General features: G+C 61.2%; 17 protein-coding genes. 13 read left to right on the forward strand and 4 right to left on the reverse strand.

Features of this window, described 5'->3' with window-relative positions:
• Positions 1-9: 9 nt before the first annotated feature.
• Positions 10-1,269 (forward strand): M23 family metallopeptidase, encoded by a 1,260-nt coding sequence (locus tag C7T36_RS12770; RefSeq protein ID WP_045065832.1) that lies wholly within the window; start codon positions 10-12, stop codon positions 1,267-1,269.
• Positions 1,270-1,378: 109 nt separating this feature from the next.
• A complete protein-coding gene (locus tag C7T36_RS12775; protein ID WP_052683439.1) occupies positions 1,379-2,536 on the forward strand; it encodes a serine hydrolase in 1,158 nt (385 codons plus the stop codon).
• Here the strand turns inward: C7T36_RS12775 and C7T36_RS12780 are convergent.
• Positions 2,495-2,830 carry a hypothetical protein gene (locus C7T36_RS12780; protein ID WP_106939721.1) on the reverse strand — a complete coding sequence of 112 codons (336 nt, stop codon included), beginning with the start codon at positions 2,828-2,830 and terminating at the stop codon, positions 2,495-2,497. The genes C7T36_RS12775 and C7T36_RS12780 overlap by 42 nt on opposite strands.
• A 151-nt stretch (positions 2,831-2,981) precedes the next feature.
• Between C7T36_RS12780 and C7T36_RS12785 the strand changes: the two genes are divergently transcribed.
• Together C7T36_RS12785 and C7T36_RS12790 are read left to right on the forward strand one after the other, a co-directional pair.
• Entirely contained in the window at positions 2,982-4,478 is a 1,497-nt protein-coding gene (locus C7T36_RS12785; RefSeq protein WP_045065838.1) for a hypothetical protein, read from the forward strand.
• 252 nt (positions 4,479-4,730) lie between these two features.
• On the forward strand, positions 4,731-5,156 hold the full coding sequence (locus C7T36_RS12790; protein WP_045065840.1) for a thioesterase family protein: 426 nt from the start codon (positions 4,731-4,733) through the stop codon (positions 5,154-5,156).
• A 189-nt stretch (positions 5,157-5,345) separates the two neighbouring features.
• Here C7T36_RS12790 and C7T36_RS12795 read toward each other — a convergent pair whose 3' ends face one another.
• Both C7T36_RS12795 and C7T36_RS12800 read right to left on the reverse strand, forming a co-directional pair.
• Positions 5,346-6,338, reverse strand: a complete 993-nt coding sequence (locus tag C7T36_RS12795; protein WP_045065841.1) for a phosphotriesterase — start codon at positions 6,336-6,338, stop codon at positions 5,346-5,348.
• Between the two features lie 568 nt (positions 6,339-6,906).
• Positions 6,907-7,686: a GntR family transcriptional regulator gene (locus C7T36_RS12800; RefSeq protein WP_084702558.1), complete on the reverse strand. Its 780-nt coding sequence runs from the start codon at positions 7,684-7,686 to the stop codon at positions 6,907-6,909.
• A 471-nt stretch (positions 7,687-8,157) separates the two neighbouring features.
• Between C7T36_RS12800 and C7T36_RS12805 the strand changes: the two genes are divergently transcribed.
• The 3 genes from C7T36_RS12805 to C7T36_RS12815 all read left to right on the forward strand — a co-directional run bounded on the left by C7T36_RS12805 (position 8,158) and on the right by C7T36_RS12815 (position 11,889).
• On the forward strand, positions 8,158-9,708 hold the full coding sequence (locus C7T36_RS12805; RefSeq protein ID WP_258190606.1) for an FAD-binding protein: 1,551 nt from the start codon (positions 8,158-8,160) through the stop codon (positions 9,706-9,708).
• A gap of 309 nt (positions 9,709-10,017) precedes the next feature.
• Complete coding sequence (locus tag C7T36_RS12810) at positions 10,018-10,812, forward strand: thioesterase family protein (protein ID WP_045065846.1); 795 nt, start codon at positions 10,018-10,020, stop codon at positions 10,810-10,812.
• A gap of 603 nt (positions 10,813-11,415) precedes the next feature.
• Entirely contained in the window at positions 11,416-11,889 is a 474-nt protein-coding gene (locus tag C7T36_RS12815) for a hypothetical protein (RefSeq protein WP_045065848.1), read from the forward strand.
• Between the two features lie 254 nt (positions 11,890-12,143).
• Here C7T36_RS12815 and C7T36_RS12820 read toward each other — a convergent pair whose 3' ends face one another.
• Positions 12,144-12,440 carry a putative quinol monooxygenase gene (locus C7T36_RS12820; protein WP_045065850.1) on the reverse strand — a complete coding sequence of 99 codons (297 nt, stop codon included), beginning with the start codon at positions 12,438-12,440 and terminating at the stop codon, positions 12,144-12,146.
• A gap of 347 nt (positions 12,441-12,787) precedes the next feature.
• Here C7T36_RS12820 and C7T36_RS12825 point away from each other — a divergent pair, with 347 nt between their 5' ends.
• The 6 genes from C7T36_RS12825 (at position 12,788) to clpB (ending at position 21,175) form a co-directional block, all read left to right on the forward strand.
• The gene (locus C7T36_RS12825) at positions 12,788-13,927 is read left to right on the forward strand and encodes a glutathione-independent formaldehyde dehydrogenase (protein WP_045065852.1); all 1,140 of its coding nucleotides are present in this window, start codon (positions 12,788-12,790) and stop codon (positions 13,925-13,927) included.
• A 987-nt stretch (positions 13,928-14,914) separates the two neighbouring features.
• Positions 14,915-16,789: a molecular chaperone DnaK gene (dnaK, locus tag C7T36_RS12830; RefSeq protein ID WP_045065853.1), complete on the forward strand. Its 1,875-nt coding sequence runs from the start codon at positions 14,915-14,917 to the stop codon at positions 16,787-16,789.
• An 8-nt stretch (positions 16,790-16,797) separates the two neighbouring features.
• Entirely contained in the window at positions 16,798-17,322 is a 525-nt protein-coding gene (locus C7T36_RS12835) for a nucleotide exchange factor GrpE (RefSeq protein WP_045065856.1), read from the forward strand.
• Between the two features lie 6 nt (positions 17,323-17,328).
• The gene (locus C7T36_RS12840) at positions 17,329-18,234 is read left to right on the forward strand and encodes a DnaJ C-terminal domain-containing protein (protein ID WP_007735552.1); all 906 of its coding nucleotides are present in this window, start codon (positions 17,329-17,331) and stop codon (positions 18,232-18,234) included.
• The gene (locus C7T36_RS12845; RefSeq protein ID WP_045065861.1) at positions 18,231-18,560 is read left to right on the forward strand and encodes a chaperone modulator CbpM; all 330 of its coding nucleotides are present in this window, start codon (positions 18,231-18,233) and stop codon (positions 18,558-18,560) included. The genes C7T36_RS12840 and C7T36_RS12845 overlap by 4 nt, the downstream gene beginning before the upstream one ends.
• Entirely contained in the window at positions 18,542-21,175 is a 2,634-nt protein-coding gene (gene clpB / locus C7T36_RS12850) for an ATP-dependent chaperone ClpB (protein WP_045065864.1), read from the forward strand. The genes C7T36_RS12845 and clpB overlap by 19 nt, the downstream gene beginning before the upstream one ends.
• The last annotated feature ends 12 nt before the right edge of the window (positions 21,176-21,187 follow it).

The following is a 21,187-nucleotide window of genomic DNA, read 5'->3' on the forward strand; positions in this document are numbered from 1 at the left end:
GACACCACAATGCGAAGGGCCCCAATAGTTCTCGTTGCATGTGCAACCCTGCTGGCGGCGTGTTCATCTGTCGGCTCCACCGACTCGACGGCAGCTTCGACACCGACCGTCGATCCTCGCGGCGGGGTTCCGCCGGGATACTCGCTCGACCGAGATGTGGCGACGCCGTTGGTGATCACCACTCTCGGACCGGATCCGATTCCGGTCGCCGGCACCGACGGGAAAGTTCATGTGGCCTACGAGATCCAGCTGTTCAACGTCACACCGCGTCCGGTGACGATCACGCGGGTCGAGACCCTCGCCGACGGGCCTGACGGCAAGGTCGTCACCACCGCAGGACAAGCAGAGGTGGCAGCACGGACTCTCCAGTTCCCGCCGACGTCCGGCGACATAGCCGCGGGTCGCACGGTAGTGCTCCTTCTCGATGACGTCTACGACAGCCGCGACGATGTTCCGGCCGAAGTGACACACCGCATCAGCGCCACGCTCGGCGCGGCGACGCCCGGATCGGAAGCACACGGCGCGTTGTACCCGGACAGCACTACCCAGATCGGCGGGGCGGTGCGGACGAGTGGGGCCTCGCCCGTCGTCATCGGGCCGCCGGTTGCCGGTGATGGTTGGATTGCCGACAACAGCTGTTGCGTAATGAATGCGCACCGAGGTGTAGTGATGGCGTTGGGCGGCAGGATGAACGGCGCCGAGCGCTATGCCATCGACTGGATGCAAACCAATCAGGCCAACGCAGTCGCCGTCGGCGACGGAACCCGAAACGAGGATTACTCCGGATACGGCGCCGAGTTGTTGGCAGTTGCCGACGGCAAGGTCGTGACCGTGGTTTCGGACATGCCGGATGTTCCGCCCAAGATCCTTCCGGAGGGCGTGGCCGTTGATCAGTTGGCCGGAAACTACGTCATTATCGACATCGGTGACGGGAACTTCGCCTTCTACGCACACATGATCCCGGGTAGCGCGTCGGTAAAGGTCGGTGACACGGTCACCCGAGGGCAGGTAATCGGCAAACTCGGCAACTCGGGGAACACGACTGCGCCGCACCTCCACTTTCACGTGTCCCGAGCGCCGCTACCGCTGTCGGGTGACAACGTCGCATACGAGATCGACCGGTTCACGTTCGTCGGAGCTGTAGGCGTGGAGGCTTCTTCTACCGGCGAAGGCATTTTCGTCAATGTCTCGGAGGGTCCCGATGCCGGAGAGCGCAAGAATCAGCTCCCCCTGTATTCCACCATCGTCGACTTTCCGCCCGCTGCCTGATGCTCCGAGTATGCACTGCAACAGACGCTTTCGCGACGGGGCCGAATGCCGGTGAACGAACCAACCAACTTCCGCTCAACGACGACGTCGTCAACTTCAGGGAGATGCCATGAAACTCACAGCCACGACACTCGCGATTGTGATGGTGACGCTGACAGCCTGCGCGAGCGGAGAAGCCAGCCAAACCGATTCGACATCCACGGAATTCGATTCTGCACAAACCTCGCTCGAGTCCGCGGTACTACCCGTCATCAACGAGCAGATGGAGGAAATGGGGATACCTGGATTGGTTGCCATTGTCGCCAGTCCCGATCGAGGCACCTACAAAGTTGCGGCAGGCGTCGCAAATATCGACACGAACGAACCTATGAAGGTGGAGAACCACTTTCGAATCGGGAGTATCAGTAAGACACTGACCGCGACGGTGGTCCTGCAGCTCGCCCAAGAGGGCAAGCTCGGACTCGATGATGCACTGGCCCCCTACTTTCCGACGCTTGATACCAACGGTGCCACCATCAGGCAAGCACTCAACATGACGTCGGGCATCCCCACCTATACACCCGACCAATTCTTGAATGATCTTGCGAACAATCCTGCACGAGTGTGGAGTCCGGAGAAACTCCTCGCTACCACGGTCGGTCAACCGGCCGAGTTTGCGCCAGGGGCGGGCTGGGATTATTCGAACACCAACTACGTAATGCTCGGTCTTATTGCCGAACAGCACGGCCGTGCCTCACTTGGCGCCCTCGTGCAGGATCGCATCTTCAGCCCTTTGCAGATGACCGGCTGTTCGATGCCGGCGCAGGAAGATTCGACGCTTTCCGTCCCGTACAGCCGCGGATATCAGTACGGCACCGAGTGGGACAACCCGAGCCCGCCGGCTCCGAAACCGGATCTAATCGATGTGACGAACTCCAATCCCTCCTGGGGATTCGGTGCGGGCGAAGCCATTTGCACTGCCGACGATATGGCGATCTGGGGCCGCGCTCTCGTTGCCGGGGATCTCTTGGATCCCGAAATGCAAGAAGAACGACTCGACTTCGTCGCCGGCGGAGCGATGCCCTACGGACTGGGCATCGCGAAGCTCAACGGACTCACCGGACACCAGGGCCATATGAGCGGCTACCAAACCCAAACGACGCGTCGGGAATCAGACGGCACGATCATCGTTGTTCTGACAAACATCACGCAGGCACCTGATGGTGAGCTGCCGGCGACAAAAATATCAGAGCTGATCTCGCGTGCGATTCCGTTGCAGGACAAGTAGTTCCCAGACACCAACAGCTGCCGTCCAGAACGACACAAGGCTGTCCTGGGACCCGTTATCCACGCGCTTGAAAGCCTTGTCGATCGGATTCGCGTAGTACCCCGAAGGCAGTTTCACGACTGGCCAGCCACCCAGTTTGAAAATCAACTCCGCCAGCTCGTCGCTGCCCTCAACTTCGATGGCGATCTCGCCGAGAAAGACGTCGACGTCAGCCACCGAATCCGGTGCGAAGCTCAACGGTCTACCCGTGTTCGTCTGCACGGAGAACGAAGCCGCGTCAGCCAGATTGCTCATATGCTCGACGACCGGGAGAAAGGGCAGCGCCAGCGGTCTTCCCATTTACGGCCCAGTCATGGCACAAGGCTACTGGGGCAATTATGTCGCCAGTCATTACGCGCCGATTGACGCTGGGTACTGTTGACGCTATGACTTCACCGAAAGGCGCATGAGCCGCCACCGCACGCTCGCCGTGCAGATCGAAGGACTCGCCATCGAAGATGGGGAGATACCGCCACCGAAGATCGGCATGGTGCTCGACTTCCCACTTCACTTCACGGAACTCCCGGCCGAGAACATCGACGCCGTAACGATTCGTGCGGTCCTCATAGCCGATGGGCATCCCCCGATCTTCCAGTACACGGGGGAGGATTCACCGCGCCGCTGGGAATGGAGCGGGGTGCTACGCGGTGACGGGTGGGAGGCGTCGTGGCGAGGATTTCACCCGCGCTCCGGCCACGTAGAGCTGACCGGCCGCTTCTACGGAACGCTGAGTCACCAGTTCACTTCACGAGTGCGTGGCCGTGTGACGCGGGTCCAGTTGCTCAGCTTGCGATACCGGCGAGAACCCGACAGTCACGGGTGGGCGATCGTGCCAGGACACCGCTCACTGCGCGAGGTCACCGAATCACCACGGTTCTTCGACACCGACGTGTTCATGCGCGACGACGTGTACGAGGTGGACCGCGAAAGCGGGGCATGGATCGAACTCGACCTCGACGACGTCGCACCCCACCCCGTTCGGCCGCGTTTCGTTCCGGGTGATGTGAGTGCGGCGGGAGATGTGCTGTGGACGGTCGACAGCGGACTCCCAATCGTGGTCAGCATCGACTCCGATCATGTTGCCACCGAACATGTCCTACCCGGGCCCATCGGAGTCTCACGGCACGTGTGGGCCACCCCGGGCGGATGCTGGGTGGCCGGTACAGACGGAACCTATCAATGCACAACAGGATTCGAACCTTGCCGCGTCAGCGACGTCCCGGTACACGCCGGTACTGTCGTCGGGGAAATCTTCCTGGCCTGCTCACCGGGCGGAGTGTGGTGGTTGCACACACCGGGGGCGGATCCGATTGCAGTGAAGGCTCCGGACGAGTATGTCAACAGTATTGCTGTAGAGGGTGATTCGTTTCTCGTACTACTCGAGGCGAGAGTATCCGATCGAGAATCGAGCAGACGGCTGATGCGGGTTACCACTGCTGGTGACGTCACCACAGGGCCTGTCCTGTCATCGATTCCAGGCCCGCGTCGGCAGCGTCTCTTCCTCGCTGGATCCCCGCTGCGGCTGTTCAATCACGGTACGGCGTCAACGATCCTCCCCGACCTGTCGTTGGGCGATGAATACGATCTCGATTGGGAACCGTTCCACGTCAGGCAGGTTGGCACCTATGTTTGTACGGTGGCTCATCCATCGAGCGACGCCTCTCCGATCGGACAGCGGCCGGGTGACTGTGATCCGACACGACGGTATCGACTGCTAACGCTCCTGGATGCCGCCACCCTCGAACCGGTGAAAAGCGCACCGATCTTCGCAATCCGACCGGCAATCACTGTCGACGCAACGGGCACAGTGTGGATCATCGCCGACGGCTTGCAGTCCCTGCCTGAGCAATCCATGCAGTGGCCGAATCCGCTGGATGTCGCGGCGCTACTCGACTACCCCTAGTGGCAATATTTCCACATCGGTGAAGGTGTCCGATCCGGACCCCAGCCGGCGTGTGTGGGTAATCCTGCACACAAGTCGTTCCCGGATGGCGGGATGTGCCTCCCTGAGAGTGCTTGGGTGCATTCCGGCGCACTGATCTAGCGAACGTTGATCGGATCACGGCTCGCGAAGCCTGGCTGGGCAAGTCTCCACCAGAAGCCATCCACCCTGCGACAATGACAACCTCACCACGAGCCGAGGAGATTTCCACCGATGACCGCCCGCACCTACACCTCACACGTCATCGTCCGGTGGTCCGACATGGACATCTTCAAACACGTCAACCATGCCCGCATGGTGACGCTCCTCGAGGAAGCCCGCATCGACTCACTGCTATCCGCCGGCCCCGAGATCGCGAACCTCTTCGGGACATCCGTCGTCGCCGGGATCGAGGTCCGGTACCGCACCCCGCTCAAGCACTCCGACAGCCCGCTCGCGGTCACCATGTGGATCGAGAAGCTCCGTGCCGTCGATGTAACCCTCCGCTACGAGGTCCGCTCCGCACACGCCGCACCGGACTCGAAGCCCGCGGTCACCGCCATCACCCAACTCGCGTTCGCCGACCCTGACGCCGGTACGCTGCGTCGCCTGTCCGCGGACGAGCGGGCCGCGCTCTCGGCGTGGACCACCGAAGACTGACCCACGCATCATCGTTGAGCCCGGTTGCGAATCGCACGAGGCACGCCCAGACAATGACTTTCAGCGACATCGACGACACCACCGCATCGTCGCCGCTCAGGTGATCTCAACAACTTGACGGTGCCGCGTCGATACTTCCGGGCTGACGTAGCGTCTTCGCCCAGAAGTACGGCGGCGCGAGAACTCACTCTAGTAAGTGCTGACGTTCTCGAAGTAGCGGCGGGGAACTTCGAACAACATCGCCGTGATCTGCTCCTCGGTGACGCCTTGCTCACGCACGTACGGGAGGACCTCCTTTTCGATATGCAGGTAGTCGAACCCCGGCATCATGTCCTTGAGCGCAGGGTCCATCCAGTCGAAGAAGCAGTTCGCGTCGTGCGAGAGCACCATCTGCTCGGCGTACCCCCGTCGACACATCTCGACCAGCGTGTCCGCCCGCTCTTCGAAAGTGACATTGACGTTGAGACCGAATCGATCCATTCCTAGTATGAATCCGCTCTCCGCCAGTTCAGTCAAATGATCTAGATCCGTGCTATCGCCACTGTGGCCCAACACAATCCGCTCGGGCTTGACGCCTTCCTCGTCACACATCACTCGCTTGACGTCGAGGGCCGTCTTACTCTCCGGATGAGTGTGCACCGTAATCGGGGCGCCGGTCAGGTGGTGCGCCTTCGCCACTGCGCGCATTACTCGTTCCACACCCGGCCTGAGGCCTTCAGCATCGATCGCACACTTGAGCAATGCGGCACGGACTCCGGTGTCGGCAATGCCCACGGTGATGTCCTTGACGAAAAGATCGACCATCGGGTCAGGAACCTCCGCGCCCATCACCGAATTGAGTGCCGGCCCCCGATGTTGGAAGTAGAACGGGACGTCGGTGAAGGTGTAGCAGCCAGTGGCTACCACAATGTTCAACTCGGGTACCTGTTCGGCGATACGCTGGACCCGCGGTATGTAACGGCCCAGTCCCACCACTGTTGGATCTACAATTGTCTGCACACCTTGCGCCGCCAGGGCCCGCAACTTCGCGACCGCGTCCGCGACGCGATCGTCTTCGTCTCCCCATTCCTCTGGAAAGTTCTGTTGCATCTCGGTATTGAGAATGAAGATGTGCTCGTGCATATAGGTTCGTCCGAGCGCGGACGTATCAATCGAACCTCGAACGGTCTCAACCTGTGCCATTTCTGACTCCTCATCGGGGAACTACGCCGCACCTATTCATTTCAAGTGCAGGATTGAATACTTGTGCATGTGTTTGTTTCACCGGAGACAAGGCGAAGGAACGCAGACTTCGTCCAGACCTAGAAGCAAAATACGGGTTACGCTGTGCCGGAGTAGTTTTCACATTCTTGTGCTATCGAGACGGCAAATCCAACAGGAAGGGCCTGGCAGCAACGAGTCGGGCACATCCGATCCGTAACTACAACCACCGCGCATACATGGACAGCAGCATCAGTCTCCATGAACTAGTACATAACGAGCCGAAACACCGCCATTCGCATAGACACTGGCGATCCGTCTGCGTCATGATTACGATCCAACGCACACCAGGGTGTCCCAGGTCTCACTCAGTGAGAACATGCCGCTAGGCCAGCCGGTCCGAGCATCAACCAACTGCCTTGAACGCTTTTGCCGGGGGCGCGCCCGAACGCCACCGTCGAGGTTGGTGACCACCAGGTCGCACGACGCCTCAGCTGGCACCCCGCGACGACGGCCGGTCTCAGCACGGCCATCGCACACCCTTAGGCAGTCACTGGATTCGGTTCGGTCTTTCGCCTCGTTCAGGGACAGCTGTCCTGTCGAAAGTTGCTGCGCCCCGCGCTGAATGGGAAACGACCCGCAAGCGGTCGGGTCGTGCGTGGGCAATCGCGTAGTTGAAGACTCGCCCCGACATGTCTCGGATGGTTTGTTCCAACAACAGCAAGGGCGCCCCCTCGGTGGTTCTCAATACCGACGCCAGAGTTTCATCTGAGAGCACCGCACTGACCGTGAAATCGGACCCACCGATTTTCACTCCCGCACTCGAAAGGTAGGCATACCAATCGACAACGAAGGGAGTGTCGATCAATCGCTGCGCTTCCGGGAACAAAACGTAGTTGGTGGCCGCAGCGTCTACGTCTCCACTGATCGTGCCCGCCGCGTAGTCCACGCGCAAACACGGTGTGCCGGTTTCCACCTCGAGCGCCCTCGATGCAGCAGCGGGCGCTGAGATCACTGTGCTCTCGAAGGATGTCAGAAGCAACCTCCCATTGAAGTGATTGCCGCTCTTCAATTCTGCGATGCCTTGAATGTCTTCGAGTCGCCTGTGAGCGGTAGGGGCGACGACGTGTGTCCCCACGCCCTGAGTCCGTGCGATCAACCCTTCGTCCCGAAGGAGCGTCAGAACTTCGCGGACGATCCCCCGGCTCACCGAATAGGAACCTACGAGTTCGCGCTCGCCCGGAAGGATGCCGTCGACGAAATCTCCACGCAGCACCGCTGCCCGGAGAAGATCCCTTGTTCGTCGAACCGAATCAGGTCTTGCCTTCATCCAACCTACCTCGCGCTCCAACTCTGACGAGTCTCGACGAAGTGTAGTACAGATTTTCAATTATATTGTTGCCCCGCATATTACGCCGTTAATGTATTTTTCATAACGCTGCGAGCTGGTGTTTTGATTCTCAGTTTCGCCGATACGCCGAAACTGTTCGGCGCAGCGCACTGAGCATTCCCATGCCGCTTCGGAGTTCGCTTGTCGCAATAGGTGTGATCACCTATTGTCGGCGTGAGGCGCTGCAGGAAGTGAACCCATCTGCCGAGAAATTTGACTGCGACACAACGATTTCCGAGAGATATTCTCTATAGAGTTTTGGCGGGGTTGCCATGGCATGCAATTCATCTTCTTGTATGAACTCTTCTGCGACGGTTTCCCAACCGATGCGCTGAGACGCTCCTCGCCTGTCGACACAACACCCGGGGCGTTGGCCCTCTTCCATCAAAATCAGTATCAATCGAAAGGACAGTGACGATGGTCAACTGGAACGAAGAATGCGACGTGTTGATAGCGGGTTCGGGTGGCGGCGGCCTCACCGGCGCATATACCGCGGCGAGAGAAGGACTCGAGGTGATCTTGGTCGAGGCCACCGACAAGTTCGGGGGCACCACCGCCTACTCCGGCGGGGGCGGTGTGTGGTTCCCATGCAACCCGGTCCTGCAGCGTGCCGGCACTGACGACACGATCGAAGACGCGCTCGAGTACTACCACGCGGTAGTTGGCGACCGCACCCCGCGCGAATTGCAGGACACGTACGTCCGGGGTGGAGCACCGCTGATCGAATACCTCGAACAGGATGAGAACCTCGAGTTCGAAATGCGGCCGTGGCCTGATTATTTCGGTAAAGCGCCGAAGGCCCGACTCGACGGCCAGCGACACATCGTCCCGACGCCGATTCCGGCAGTAGAGGTGGGAGACCTCCGCGCGTCCATGCGAGGACCTCTCGACACGGAACGTCTCGGGGCTCCGCTACCCGACGTGCTGGTCGGGGCCCAGTCGCTCATAGGTCGACTCCTCAAAGCAATTGCGAAGTATCCGAACGCCGACCTGCGGTTGAACACACCACTTGTCGAGCTCGTAGTCGAGGAGGGTGTTGTCGTCGGCGCAATTGTCGATCACCACGGCGAGCGCCGGGCCATCCGGGCCCGCAAAGGCGTGTTGCTCGCGGCCGGCGGCTTCGAGGGCAACGATGAGCTTCGCCTGAAATACGGTGTGCCCGGCACCGCCCGCGACACCGTGAGCCCCCGGGGCAACCTCGGCGCGGCGCACCAGGCTGGAATGGCAGTCGGTGCCGACATCGACCTGATGAGCGAAGCCTGGTGGGCTCCGGGGATGACTCATCCGGACGGCCGCTCGGTGTTTGCGCTGTGGTTCACCGGCGGAATCTTTGTCAATCAGGACGGCAAGCGGTTCGTCAACGAATCGTCGGCCTACGACCGCCTCGGCCGTGATGTCATCGACCAGATGGAGGATGGCTCGGTCACCCTGCCGTACTGGATGATCTACGACAACAAGGAGGGCGAGCGTCCACCGGTTCGGGCCACCAACGTCTCCATGGTCGAGACCGAGAAGTACGAGGCGGCCGGCCTGTGGCACACAGCTGACACCCTCGAGGAACTGGCCGAAAAGATCGGTGTGCCAGGCGATCACCTGGTCGCGACCGTTGCCCGGTTCAATGCGATGGTCGCCAAGGGTGTCGATGAAGACTTCGGCCGCGGCGACGAGGCCTACGACCGTGCGTTCACGAACGGTGAATCACCCTTGGTGGCAATCGACAGCGGCCCGTACCACGCAGCCACCTTCGGCATCTCCGACCTCGGCACGAAGGGAGGGCTACGGACCGACACCGCCGCGCGGGTACTCGACACCGCCGGCAATCCGATTCGGGGCCTCTACGCGGCAGGCAACACGATGGCCGCACCCAGCGGCACCGTCTATCCCGGCGGCGGAAACCCGATCGGAACCAGCATGCTCTTCAGTCACCTCGCCGCTCTCGACATGGTCGGCCGTCAAGCTTGAGAACGGATCCCTCCGCCAACTGAACCATTTCGAATGAGAACGCGCTGGGGCCGCAGACGTCGCGGCCCCAGCGATCTGCGAACGAAACCTGCGCCGCATGATCACAGTAGCGTCGATAGGACGGTCAGTACGCATGGCGAGGCCGGCGAGCCTGTGGTGGGTGTTCACGCTGAAAGCGTTGTCTCATAACACTGTTCAGCCTTCCTGGAATCGGTATCGCAAACCGATATTCACCCAGAATAAACTAGAACATGTTACATTTCGAAATATTCGAGCAGACGAGATGAACTGAAAAGGAAGTCGGCAACGATGGTCAGTTTCTTCACCAAACGCGGGGAGCTACTCATAGCGGAGCAGTTGGCGGTCAGCGCCTGGGCACCGACCCAGGTCGGCGGTCATGCCGTATGTGGTTTACTCGCTCGCCAGCTCGAGACTCACTGTCCGACCGGCTTCGTTCCGGCCCGGCTGACAGTGGACTTGTTCAAGCCGGTCTCGACTGCCCCGATCGAGGTACGCAGCGAGGTTGTCCGCCAAGGCACGCGAATCACCGCCGCGGATGCTTTCATCGTGCAGGACGAGCAAATGCGGGCACGAGCCTCGGTGGTGTTCCTGACTACTGGATCGGAGCCGGCCGGTCGTGTCTGGAGTCCGGTACTGGACCTTCCGGTGCCTCCGGAAGGATGCGTTTCGCCGCTGGGGTCGCCGCCGCTGTTCAAGAGTAGCGACCGTGAGTGGACACACGATTTTGCAGCGAACCAGAATGGCGACCGCAAAAATGCGTGGCACAGCCTGCCTGCGCTCGTGGACGGGGAACCGATCTCGCCGTTCCAACGCGCCGCGGTGCTCGGTGACACCGCAAACCTCATATGCCATTGGGGATCCGAGGGTGCCGGGTACATCAATGCGGACATGACCCTCACGTTGTCGCGACTGCCTCTCGGTTACGAACTGGGAATTCGCGCAGACAATACTGTTGCCTCCGAAGGAATTTCGATCGGTACTGCGACCCTCTACGACAGGACCGGCCCGCTCGGCACCTGCGTGGTCACTGCGCTGTCCAACGCTCGTCGGCAGATCGACTTCGCTGCTTTTTCTCCACTTTAAGAGGTCATCGTCCACCAACGTGGTGGAGGTCCGACGCACTCGGCAGCAACGCACACCGGAAATTTTCCAGCGGCGGCAAGGCAGTTGTAAGTTCCGGGTCTGCTAGTCCGATCGACCCGCGACTTTCGAGAAATTCCGCGACAGTTGTCGGCGAAATTCCGGGCAAAGATGGCCTTGTCCATAGCTGAGAACAATCCCAGCAGCAGGCGGTCAACGCTGACCACTCTCCCTGGACCCGACGTGATGAATCCGTTAGGAACGGAGCAATCAATGAGGCACGGAGTGTCAGGATTAACCAGTGGTCGATCCACCCGGGAGTGACTGCCGATAAAAACCGCTAAGCAAAACAATCAGATAACATCCAACGACGAAAACGAAACTACTGCAACAATATTCAAGTTAACCCAAATCGGGACTCACACCGCTCCGCCGGGCGCGCACGACTCCCCCACACTGCCAAGCCGGAGCCTCCGCGGCCCCAACCGTCGGCCCCTCAATTCGCCGGCGCCCCAAACCCCTACAACCACCCAGGGAATTGTCATCACCACAGTTCAAACCCTAAAACAGCCACCCAGAACCCACCCCTTCACATAAGGTTTCTAGGTGTCCACCAAGAACACGAACGAACCGCAACAGGTCGAACTCATCGGTTTCACCGCCGGGATGATGACGTACTCGATCGCCGGTGGCCTCATCCTGGCCGGGCCGATCGCCGGGTTGATCGACGGTTCACTCGCGACCGGCCTGTGGTGGGGAGTCTTCACCTTCCCGATCGGAATCGGGCTTGCAATCAGTACCTACGGGTGGCGCTGGGATGAAAAGCGATTCCAGGCAGCCGGGATCGCAGCGACCGCAGAAATCCTCGCCGTCAACCGCATCCGAGACAGCGATGAGGGCCAAGACACCGCCGAACTGACCGTCCGTATCAGCGGCCCGGGTTTCGACACGTTCGACGCTGACTGCGAGGTGCCCACAGGTAGCGTGCGACCCCAGGTCGGTGACCGGCGCACGGTGATGGTGAATCCATCCGACCTCACCTTCGCCATCGGCTATGACCACCTATTCCAACAGGACTAGCACCGATCGTCCGTGCTCGATGATCCGTGGTGCTCCACTAAGCTCTCCTCCAGAAACGAGAAGTCCTGCTTCACTTTCCAGGCAGGTCAGTTCAAACTCGAAACACTTTGCAATAAAACGAGAAAGTGAGCGACGGACAGTACGCCACAGCCGCGCACGCCGGCAGGCTCTCGTGAATCGGGTACGGCTGTGGCACAACTATATTCACAGCAGAAGAGTGACAGTCGCCGACAGGGATTTTTCCAGTCGGTGGTTCAGAGTTTTTCAGCGAGAACGTCGAGATGGCTGATTTCGGGCGGCGCAGCAAAGAGTTCGTCGGCGCGTTCGCCGAGGGCCTTGCCGACCGGACCATTGAGATGTGTCTCGCGGGCGGCCTGGTCGGGGAATGCGTCGATGATGCCGAATGACGAGGGCCCGAACCGCACCGCGAACCAGGGTTTCGTGCCTGGCTCCTGTTCGACGAGCGGCAGTGCCGATCGGAGGAATTCCTCGACCGCTTCTTCCTTGCCGGGCTTGGCTTCAAGTCGGACCAGCAGCGCCTTGGTGGCCATGTCGAGTCTCCTCTTCGAGGTGGTGAACACTGTCAAGCATCACACCATCCATGGGCTAATGGAAGGAACCCGAGCCCACCGATCGAGGAAAACCGATCCCGCCCCCTAGCGATCGTGGAGCCGAAAGAGGAGACTCCATGGTGAGGGAATGCGACGCCTGGAATACAGCCTCAGCTGCGGGCCGCGGCGGGAAAAATGTTGGTGCGCCGATATTTTGGCACGGTCTTGAGTTCCGTGCGCCGTGGGCCTACCCCGAACAGCACGATTCATTCGGTCGGTCGCTCACGCGTAATCACCTGTGACCGGACGACATCAACCGGAAATGCCGCAGCTAAGGGAGTGTCGCCATGAAAGCGCTTGTGTACGACGGGCCTCGTGAGGTTCGTGTGAAGGATGTGCCCGACGCGAGGATCGAGGCACCGACAGATGTGCTGGTGAAGATCACGAGCACCAATATATGTGGGTCGGATCTACACATGTACGAGGGCCGCACCGATCTGGAGCCGGGAATGGTCCTCGGTCACGAAAACTTGGGCATTGTCGCCGAAGTGGGCAATGCGGTGGTCAAAGTATCGCCCGGGGATCGAGTGTGTCTGCCGTTCAACATCGGCTGTGGTTTCTGCCGAAACTGCGAGGAAGGGTTGACCGCGTTCTGTCTGACGGTGCACCCCGATCCGAAGATGGCCGGTGCCGCATTCGGTTTCGCGGGGATGGGTCCGTTCTGGGGTGGACAGGCGGAATATCTGCGGGTGCCGTTCGGCGACTTCAACTGTCTGCGACTACCCGAGGATGCCCAAGACAAGGAAACCGATTACGTGATGCTGTCGGACATCTTCCCGACCGGATGGCATTGCACCCGCCTGGCCGACATGCAACCCGGCGATTCGATGGTGGTCTACGGCGCTGGCCCAGTCGGTTTGATGGCCGCGTATTCGGCGATGATCCAGGGAGCGAGCAAGGTGATGATCGTCGACCGTCACCCCGACCGGCTGCGCCTGGCCGAAGAGATCGGCGTCGTACCCATCGACGACTCGAAGGGCGACCCCGTCGAGCAGGTCCTCGAGCAGACCAACGGTCACGGCGCCGACAAGGGGTGCGAGTGTGTCGGGTATCAGGCACACGACCCGCAAGGTCACGAGGACGCCGCTATGACGATGAACCGGCTCGTGGATTCGGTGCGCTTCACCGGCCACATCGGGGTGGTCGGCATCTTCCTGCCCCAGGACCAGAACGGCCCCGACGAACTCGAGCGCAACGGCAAGATCGCCTTCGACATGGGCAAATTCTGGTTCAAGGGCCAGAAGATCGGCACCGGACAAGCGAACGTCAAACACTACAACCGGCAGTTGCGCGACCTCATCCACGAAGACCGGGCAAAGCCCTCCTGGATCGTCTCTCACGAGCTCCCGCTGACCGAGGCCGAGTCCGGCTACCAGCACTTCGACGCCCGCGACGACGGTTGGACCAAAGTCATCCTGCATCCCTGAGGCGGCTCCGGACCGAGACAAACACAACCACGGCCAGACCTGGCACACCTGCGCCACGACGGGGGAGAGAGCAAACCGACCCTCGACCGAGTTCCTGCCAAACGATGTCGCACAGGAACAGACGAGATCCCACGTAAGTCCCGATCATGCGCGGTGATCGAAACTTGTTGAATTGCAAGCGTTCCCGATCATGTGGCCTGCTGATCAGTCCCAGAACTGGATGTTGATCTGTGCAGCACGCGAGCTGTCGCCCCCACTCGTAACCAGCTGGAACCGTCGAGATGTAGGTCATTGCCTCTCTACCACAACGAAATTCGACAGAGCCACAATGAATCTCGTCCAGGTTCAACGAAGCTACTGTCCACTGGCTGCGAAGATCTTTCACAAAGGGAGTTCTACTTGTGGATGCGCCGCGGTAGTGTGGACGTACCGCAGTAGCGGCCGACATTCGAGTTTTCGTGTAGCGGCCGATACTCGGAGTTTCGTGCGATGGCCGCCTCGATCGGGTTCCGGCGGGCATCTTCGACCAAGGGCAGGTGTGGTCGCCACTGCCCTGTTGCACCCCACCTATCAGGCGAATGTTGTTGGCGCCCTTTAGATGGACGAAAAGACTCATCATGGCTGGGCCGTTCGTGAGCTCAACCGGTTGACCGGCGGTCGGCCCTGTCGGTACGCACAGGCCCGGCGAACCCCACAACATCAACGCTGAGGGGCGTGATGTCAAAGCTCAGAATCCCCGCTGCGGCTGCTCTTGGGCCTCACGCCCGTCGTCCATGAATTGGCGTCGGGTGCCGTTGTCGGCGCCCTGCTCGGCCCGCTCCTGCATGGGATGCAGGAGCAGGCAGCGTGATTCACCTCAATCCAGTCCTCAATCCAGTCCTCAATCCAGTCATTGAAACCAGGTCACCACGAAGTCCTTGCCGACATCGAGGTCGCGGGCGGAACCGTGCACTTGCTCACCGGCCAGGCGATCGAAAGGAATGAGTCATGACAACTGCTGTAGGCATCGACTTGGGCACAACCAACTCGGTCATCGCAAGCTGGCAAGGCGGCGAGCCGGTGGTGATCTCCAATGTAGAGGGAGCACGGACGACGCCTTCGGTGGTGGCGTTCACCGAGAACGGTGAGCGTCTGGTGGGCCAGCTTGCCCGACGGCAGGCGATCTTGAATCCGAAGGGCACGATCTACTCGGCGAAACGCTTCATCGGACGTCACTACGACGAGATCTCCGAGGAGGCCAAAGCGGTCAGCTTCGACGTCGTACCGGGTGACAACGGTGAGGCCCGATTTGACGTGCGCGGCAAGAAATACGCACCAGAGGAGATCAGCGCTCTCGTGCTGCGCAAGCTCGTCGACGACGCGAGCAAGTTCCTCGGTGAGAAGGTGAAGGAAGCGGTCATCACCGTTCCTGCTTACTTCAACGACGCGCAACGAAACGCCACCAAGGACGCCGGCCGTATCGCGGGCCTCGAGGTTTTGCGGATTATCAACGAACCGACCGCTGCGGCACTCGCGTACGGCATGGACAAACAGACCCACGAAACCGTATTGGTCTTCGACCTCGGCGGCGGAACCTTCGATGTGAGCCTGCTAGACGTCGGCGAGGGGGTAGTCGAGGTTCGTTCCACGGCCGGCGACTCCCACTTGGGCGGCGACGACTTCGACCGACGCATAGTGGACTACCTTGCCGACGAATTCCAGAGCACGGAGAACATCGATCTGCGTAAGGATGCACAGGCGTTGCAGCGACTGTTCGAAGCCGCGGAGAAAGCCAAGGTCGAGTTGTCCTCAGTGACCCAGGCCCAGGTCAACCTGCCCTTCGTCACCGCCGACGCGAATGGTCCCAAGCATCTCACCACTACGATCATGCGATCGAAGTTCGATGATTTGACTGCGGATCTGGTGGAACGCTGCCTCGGCCCGGTGAAGCAGGCGATGAGTGATGCCAAGGTCGCCGCCAACGACATCGACGAAGTGATCCTGGTCGGCGGTTCGACACGTATTCCGGCTGTTCAGGCACTGGTTCGCCGGCTGACCGGCGGTAAGGACCCCCATATGGGCGTCAACCCGGACGAGGTCGTTGCACTCGGCGCCGCAGTCCAGGCGGGCGTGCTCAAGGGCGAGGTTTCCGATGTGTTGTTACTCGATGTCACCCCACTGTCCCTCGGCGTCGAGACGCAGGGCGGGGTGATGACCAAGATCATCGAGCGCAACACGACGATCCCGGCCCGGCGCAGCGAAGTGTTCTCCACGGCGGAAGACAATCAGTCCGCCGTGGACGTCGTGGTGCTGCAAGGCGAACGCGAACGTGCCGCCGACAACCGGGTGCTGGGTCGGTTCCGGCTGGAAGACATCCGCCCCGCGCCACGTGGCGAGGCCCAGGTGGAAGTTATTTTCGATATCGACGCCAACGGCATCCTGAACGTCACCGCTCGAGACAAGGACACCGGCAAGGAACAGAGCATCACGATCAGTGAACAGGGCAACCTGGATCAGGGTGAGGTCGAGCGCATGTTGGCGGAGGCCGAACGGAACCGGGGTGAGGACGAGGCGCTGCGCAAGGCGGTCGACGCGCGCAACGGGCTCGATTCGGTTGCGTATCAAGTGGAGCGGCGACTCGCCGAACTCGGTGACAGTGCCCCGCCGCATGAGAAGGCGCGGGCCGAGATGCTGATTGCCGACGCCCGAAAGGCCGTGCAGGACGGCGCTTCACCCGCGGAGGTTCAGCCACTCACCTCGGAGCTGCAACAGCTGCTCTACGGACTTGTGCCGGACCAGTCGGACGACGGCCAAGCAGGCGGCGCTGATGCTGCGTCGTCGGATGACGGCGACGTGATCGACGCCGAATTCGATCGAAGCTGAGGCGCACGATGGAAATGTCTGCAGATCATTCGACGACTGAGCCGACTACCAACAGCGCCGACACGGATCAGAGCAAGACCGCGTCCGATCGCGCCGAGACGGCAGACGAGCTGTCCCAACTCGAGGACCGTTGGCGCAGGGCCCTCGCAGATCTGGACAACCTGCGCAAGCGATACGCCAAAGATCTGGACCGTGAACGCGCCGCGGAAGTAGCGAAGGTTTCGGCGGCGTGGCTGCCGATACTGGACAACTTGGAGCTTGCGCTTGCACACGCAGGCAGCGATCCGCAGGCCGTCGTCGAAGGTGTGAAGGCGATCCGGGACCAGGCGGTACAGGTGCTCTCACGACTCGGCTTCGAGCGCCACGACGAGGTCGGTGTGCCGTTCTCCCCGGAACTCCACGAAGTGGTCAGTGTGGTAACCCAACCCGACCTTCCGTCCGGGACCGTGGTCGAGGTCTTGCGCCCGGGTTATGGAGAGGACGGGCGACAGTTGCGGCCCGCCGCGGTGGTCGTCAGCCGCCCAGAGGGGTGAGCACCGATGGCCCGTGACTACTACGAAGTACTCGGCGTACCGAAGGGCGCCGGCACCGACGAAATTCAGCAGGCGTACCGCAAGCTTGCCCGCAAGTACCACCCCGATGTGAACAAGGATCCCACTGCGGAGGACAGGTTCAAGGAGGTCAACGAGGCCTATCAGGTGTTGTCCGACCCGGACACCCGGAAACGCTATGACCGATTCGGTGACGACTTCCGGCATGTACCCGAGGACTACGACGAACGGGTGCGGGCGAACGCCGCCGGGTACGGCGGTGGCGGGAGAAGGGTGCACTTCGGCCACGGTGTCGGTGGTGAGGGTGCCGTCGACTTCGAAGACCTCTTCGGGCAGATGTTCGGCGGAGGCGGTGGGTTCGGACCGATTCCCGGCGCCGATCAGGAAGCCGAACTGGAACTGGCTCTGGAAGAGGCCTATCAGGGCGGAAAACGCACTCTCAGACTGGACGGACGGCAGTATGACGTCGACATTCCAGCCGGCGTCCTGGACGGCCAGCGAATCCGGTTGGCCGGGCAAGGAGGCCGAGGCAACGGTGACGCGCCGCCTGGGGATCTGTACCTCGTGGTGCGGATCAAACCGCATTCACGGTTCCGCGTGCAGGGTCGGGACATCTACGTCGATCTGCCCGTATCGCCATGGGAGGCGGTTCTCGGGTCGACAGTCGTCGTTCCCACACCGGGTGGAGAGGCGAAAGTCAAAGTGGTGCCTGGCTCTTCGACTGGTAGGAAGCTGCGCCTGCGCGGAGAGGGAATGCCCAATCCGCGCGGTGCCAACGGCAACCTCTACGCCGAAATCAAGGTGATGGTTCCGTCGAAACCGACAGCACGCGAACGTGAACTGTTCGAGCAGTTGGGCGCCGAATCGAACTTCAATCCGAGGAAAGAGACATGAGCACCTCAACGCCGATCACTCAGTACGTATTGGTTCGCCGTACCGGATTGTCGCCAGACGCCTTCGCCGAACGTACTGGGCTGCACCCGGATCTGGCACGAAAACTCGTGGCTCTCGGACTGCTCGACGCCCACCGCTACGCCGGCGGTGAGATGTCGTTCGACCCATCCGAAGTAACCCACGCCGCACGCATCCAACGGCTGCGGACGGGTCTGGGCCTTAACTACTCGGCAATCGGGCTCGTGCTCGATCTGCTGGATCGAATCGAAAGACTCGAAGCAGCGGCCCGCAGAAGGAGGACGTCCTCATGGACACCGGCAGCTTGACTGAAAAGTCACGAGAAGCCTTGCAGGAAGCCCAGAATGTTGCAACCAGAATGGGCCACACCGAGGTCGACGGAGAGCACCTGCTTCTCGCATTGGTCGATCAGCAGGATGGGTTGGTGCCCCGACTGCTCGAACAGGCCGGCGCGAACGTCGACGCACTGCGATCCGATCTGGATCGTGAACTGTCGCGTAGGCCGAAGGTCAGCGGCCCCGGCGCAACTCCCGGTCAGGTGATGATCACCCAGCGTCTGGCCAAGCTGCTCGATGCCGCAGAGCGGGAGGCGAAGAGACTCAAGGATTCCTACGTGTCGGTGGAGCATCTTGTGATGGCCCTCTCCGAGGAAGGGTCGGCAAGTGCGGCCGGGCGGGTCCTCGCCAGTCATGGGGTCACACGAGACGCCTTCCTCACAGCGCTGACGAAAGTGCGCGGCAATCAGCGTGTCACGTCGGCGACCCCGGAGGGGGCGTACGAGGCATTGGAGAAGTACGGGCGCGACCTCGTCTCCGAGGGGCGGGCAGGCAAACTCGATCCGGTCATCGGCCGGGATGCCGAGATACGCAGGGTAACTCAGATCTTGAGCCGGAAAACGAAGAACAACCCGGTGCTGATCGGCGACCCCGGTGTAGGTAAGACTGCGATTGTCGAGGGTCTCGCCCAACGGATCGTCCGCGGCGACGTGCCCGAGGGCCTGCGCGACAAAACGATCTTCTCGCTCGACATGGGTTCACTGGTGGCCGGTGCGAAGTACCGCGGCGAGTTCGAGGAGCGGCTGCAGGCCGTGCTGTCCGAGGTGAAGGCGGCCGAGGGGCGCATCCTGTTGTTCGTCGACGAGTTGCATACCGTGGTCGGCGCAGGATCAGTAGGCGGCGAGGGGTCTCTCGACGCCGGCAACATGCTCAAACCGATGCTCGCCCGCGGCGAACTGCACATGATCGGTGCCACCACTCTTGACGAGTATCGCAAGCACATCGAATCCGATGCGGCACTGGAGCGTCGATTCCAGACCGTTCTCGTCGACGAGCCCAGCGCCGAGGATGCGATCTCGATTCTGCGCGGACTTCGCGAACGCCTCGAGGTGTTCCACGGCGTGAAGATTCAGGACGGTGCATTGGTGGCCGCCGTGACCCTCTCGCACCGATACATCACCGACCGATTCCTTCCGGACAAGGCGATCGATCTCGTCGATGAGGCGTGCGCTCGGCTCCGTACCGAAATCGATTCGATGCCCGCCGAACTCGACGAGCTCACCCGGAAGGTGACCCGTCTGGAGATCGAAGAGGCCGCACTGTCCAAGGAAACGGACGCGGCTAGCAAGGCGCGCCTCGAAGAATTGCGCAAGGAGCTGGCCGACCTGCGGGCCGAGGCAGACGCCCGGCACGCTCAATGGGAGGCGGAACGGCAGGCAATCCGGCGGGTGCAGGAGCTGCGAGGAGATCTGGAACGGTTGCGCCTCGCAGCCGAGGAAGCCGAACGCAACTACGACCTCAATCGGGCAGCCGAGTTGCGATACGGCGAGATTACCGAGCTGGAACGCCGGCTAGAGGCGGCGGAGGAGCAACTGACCACCAGACAGGGCCAAAATCCGTTGCTACGTGAAGTGGTCACCGAAGACGAGATCGCCGAGATCGTGGCCGCATGGACGGGCATCCCGGTCGCCCGGCTGCAGGAAGGCGAACGGGAGAAGTTGTTGAAGCTCGACGAGATCCTCCACGAGAGGGTCGTCGGTCAGGACGAGGCGGTGCAACTGGTCGCGGACGCGGTGATCCGGGCAAGGTCCGGTATCCGTGATCCGCGTCGGCCGATCGGTTCGTTCATCTTCCTGGGCCCGACGGGCGTCGGAAAGACCGAGCTCGCAAAGACGTTGGCCAGCGCCCTATTCGACAGCGAAGACAACATGGTGCGCCTCGATATGAGCGAGTACCAGGAGCGGCACACGGTGAGTCGGCTCATCGGTGCACCTCCCGGGTACGTCGGGTACGACGAAGGTGGCCAGCTCACCGAGGCGGTGCGGCGCAAGCCGTACTCCGTGGTGCTCTTCGACGAGATCGAGAAGGCCCACGCCGACGTCTTCAATACCCTGCTGCAGGTGCTCGATGACGGCCGGATCACCGATTCTCAAGGGAGGCAAGTCGATTTCCGGAACACGGTGATCATCATGACCTCCAACATCGGATCCCAACATCTCCTCGAGGGGGTCACAGTCGACGGCGAAATCAAGCCGGATGCCAGGGAACGGGTGATGGCAGAACTGCGCGGGCACTTCCGCCCCGAATTCCTCAACCGGGTCGACGACATCGTGCTGTTCTCCCCACTCACCCTGCCCCAGATCGAGCACATAGTGGAACTGCAACTCACCGACCTGCGAAACAGGCTGTCGGAGAGGCAGATACACCTGGAAATCACGCCGGAGGCGCGCCGACTGATCGCCGAACACGGGTTCGACCCTGTCTACGGTGCTCGGCCGCTGCGCCGATACATCGCACACGAGGTTGAAACCAAGATCGGCCGTGCACTGTTGCGCGGCGAGATCAAACCGGACGGCACCATCAGCGTCACGGTGGACGGCGGCGAGCTTGCCGTCGCGTATGCCGAACCCGCCTTCGCGGCGGCCTGAGAAGAGGTAACT

This window comes from Rhodococcus sp. AD45-ID, from assembly GCF_003023755.1.
GTDB lineage: Bacteria > Actinomycetota > Actinomycetes > Mycobacteriales > Mycobacteriaceae > Rhodococcus_F > Rhodococcus_F globerula.

Bases quoted from the DNA above. Each gene is read 5' to 3' on its own strand.
- C7T36_RS12810 (WP_045065846.1), top strand. From the start codon at position 10,018: ATGGTCAGTTTCTTCACCAAACGCGGGGAGCTACTCATAGCGGAGCAG.
- C7T36_RS12790 (WP_045065840.1), top strand. From the start codon at position 4,731: ATGACCGCCCGCACCTACACCTCACACGTCATCGTCCGGTGGTCCGAC.
- clpB (WP_045065864.1), top strand. From the start codon at position 18,542: ATGGACACCGGCAGCTTGACTGAAAAGTCACGAGAAGCCTTGCAGGAA.
- C7T36_RS12845 (WP_045065861.1), top strand. From the start codon at position 18,231: ATGAGCACCTCAACGCCGATCACTCAGTACGTATTGGTTCGCCGTACC.
- C7T36_RS12840 (WP_007735552.1), top strand. From the start codon at position 17,329: ATGGCCCGTGACTACTACGAAGTACTCGGCGTACCGAAGGGCGCCGGC.
- C7T36_RS12780 (WP_106939721.1), bottom strand. From the start codon at position 2,830: ATGAGCAATCTGGCTGACGCGGCTTCGTTCTCCGTGCAGACGAACACG.
- C7T36_RS12785 (WP_045065838.1), top strand. From the start codon at position 2,982: ATGAGCCGCCACCGCACGCTCGCCGTGCAGATCGAAGGACTCGCCATC.
- dnaK (WP_045065853.1), top strand. From the start codon at position 14,915: ATGACAACTGCTGTAGGCATCGACTTGGGCACAACCAACTCGGTCATC.
- C7T36_RS12835 (WP_045065856.1), top strand. From the start codon at position 16,798: ATGGAAATGTCTGCAGATCATTCGACGACTGAGCCGACTACCAACAGC.
- C7T36_RS12800 (WP_084702558.1), bottom strand. From the start codon at position 7,686: ATGAAGGCAAGACCTGATTCGGTTCGACGAACAAGGGATCTTCTCCGG.
- C7T36_RS12770 (WP_045065832.1), top strand. From the start codon at position 10: ATGCGAAGGGCCCCAATAGTTCTCGTTGCATGTGCAACCCTGCTGGCG.
- C7T36_RS12820 (WP_045065850.1), bottom strand. From the start codon at position 12,440: ATGGCCACCAAGGCGCTGCTGGTCCGACTTGAAGCCAAGCCCGGCAAG.
- C7T36_RS12775 (WP_052683439.1), top strand. From the start codon at position 1,379: ATGAAACTCACAGCCACGACACTCGCGATTGTGATGGTGACGCTGACA.
- C7T36_RS12825 (WP_045065852.1), top strand. From the start codon at position 12,788: ATGAAAGCGCTTGTGTACGACGGGCCTCGTGAGGTTCGTGTGAAGGAT.
- C7T36_RS12795 (WP_045065841.1), bottom strand. From the start codon at position 6,338: ATGGCACAGGTTGAGACCGTTCGAGGTTCGATTGATACGTCCGCGCTC.